This window comes from Streptomyces sp. NWU339 (genome assembly GCF_003143855.1).
Classification (GTDB): domain Bacteria; phylum Actinomycetota; class Actinomycetes; order Streptomycetales; family Streptomycetaceae; genus Streptomyces.
Genome location: NZ_QFRK01000169.1, coordinates 1 through 1,608 on the forward strand (window position 1 = coordinate 1; position 1,608 = coordinate 1,608).

General features: G+C 73.0%; 2 protein-coding genes. Both read right to left on the reverse strand.

Translation table 11 applies throughout. The annotated features are described in order from the left end of the window. The coding region (locus DIZ27_RS45030) for an alcohol dehydrogenase catalytic domain-containing protein (protein WP_109383995.1) at positions 1–883 on the reverse strand (883 nt) is incomplete at its 3' end. Then, positions 880–1,179, reverse strand: a complete 300-nt coding sequence (locus tag DIZ27_RS45035) for a putative quinol monooxygenase (protein ID WP_109383996.1) — start codon at positions 1,177–1,179, stop codon at positions 880–882. The genes DIZ27_RS45035 and DIZ27_RS45030, both read right to left, overlap by 4 nt. Positions 1,180–1,608: the final 429 nt, after the last annotated feature.

Below are 1,608 nucleotides of genomic sequence, written 5' to 3' on the forward strand. Positions count from 1 at the left end.
GGGCGGGCAGGCCCACCGAGACGACCTTGCCGCCCCGGGCCACAGCGGTCAGGCACTGCGCCATCACCTCGGGGCTGCCCACCGCCTCCACGGCCAACTCACTTCCACCGCCCGTGAGTTCGCGAATCTCCTCGATCGCCTCGCCGGGAGCGCAGGCATGAGTCGCGCCCAGCTGCAGAGCCAGCTCGCGCTTCTCCCGGACCGGGTCGACCGCGATGATCGGGTACGCGCCCGCCGCACGGGCACCCAGCACCGCGGACAGGCCCACGCCGCCCAGGCCGTACACCACCGTCGACTGGCCGGGGCGCAGGGCCGCCGTGTTGATGACGGCTCCGGCGCCGGTCAGGACGGCGCAGCCGAACATCGACGCCACCGCGAACGGGATGTCCTTCGGGATCGGCACCACCGATTCCTGGGCCAGCACTGCGTGTTCGGAGAACGCGGAGACGCCCAGCTGGTGGTGGACCGGGGCTCCGGAGGCATCGGTCAGCAGCGACGAGCCGTGCAGCAGCGCACCCGATCCGTTCGCCGCGGCCGCCTGTGCGCACAGGGCGGGTCGGCCCGCCGCGCAGTCGGCGCAGAAGCCGCAGCTCGGCACGAAGACCAGAGCCACATGGTCACCGGGACGGACCCGGCTGACGCCCGGTCCGGTGTCCTGGACGACGCCCACCGCCTCATGGCCCAGCGCCATGGGCAGCGGGCGGACCCGGTCGCCGTTGACGACCGAAAGATCCGAATGACAGAGCGAGGCGGCCGCGATCCGCACCAGCACCTCGCCCTCGCGCGGGGCACCCAGCTCCAGCTCCTCCACCTCCACCGGACGGGTGTCGGAGTAGGGGCGGGCCGTCGACACGCCGCGCAGGACCACCGCACGGGTCTTCATGCCCTCACCTCCGGGCGCGGGGCGCGGCGCAGCACGTCACGGCTCTCCGACAGCGGGACCACCGTGCCGAGAACGGTGTCCTGAAAGTGCGGGGTGGCGCGGTGCGCGGTGAAGTCGGCCTCGGAGAAGTACTCCTCGTACAGCACGATCGTCCGCGGGTCCTCGGTGCCCTGGTGGACGCGGTGGGCGAGGTTGCCCGGCTCCTGGCCGGAGACGGCGGTCATGGTGTCGAGCAGGGGGAGGACGGTGTTCTCCTCCCCCTCCTCGGTGCGGTAGCGGGCGACGACGTATGACATGAGGGACTCACTCCCGGGATGGTGGGCGGACCTCTTCAGAGCGGCGGGCGGGACGGACGGTAGCTGGCCCCGGCGCAGGTGCCGGAGGCGGGGGTCGGACGTGGCGGCGACGGACCCGAGGGCCGGCGCGGTCGGGAACTGCCGCAGCGGCCGGGTGCCGACGACCGACGCGACGACCGGGGCCTCGGCGAGCGCGGACGCGAGCCGTGGGTCGAGTGCGGCACCGGATCGGGACGGGAAAGAGGTCATGGCAGAGGTCTGCCTGGGGATCAAGGGCCCGTCGGCACGTCCGATACTGCGTGGCTGCCGCGGGTTCCGCGCCTCCTGGCTCCGTCGACCGGGTGGAGCCAGGAGGTCGGACCGGATACGACGTCAGTGTTTGCGCAGCCGTGCGGTGACGGGGGCGCTTWCGCGGTCACCTCGGTGGAC

What these genes read in the sequence shown, in the direction of transcription:
- DIZ27_RS45035 (WP_109383996.1), bottom strand. Translation starts at nt 1,179, where the DNA reads ATGTCATACGTCGTCGCCCGCTACCGCACCGAGGAGGGGGAGGAGAAC.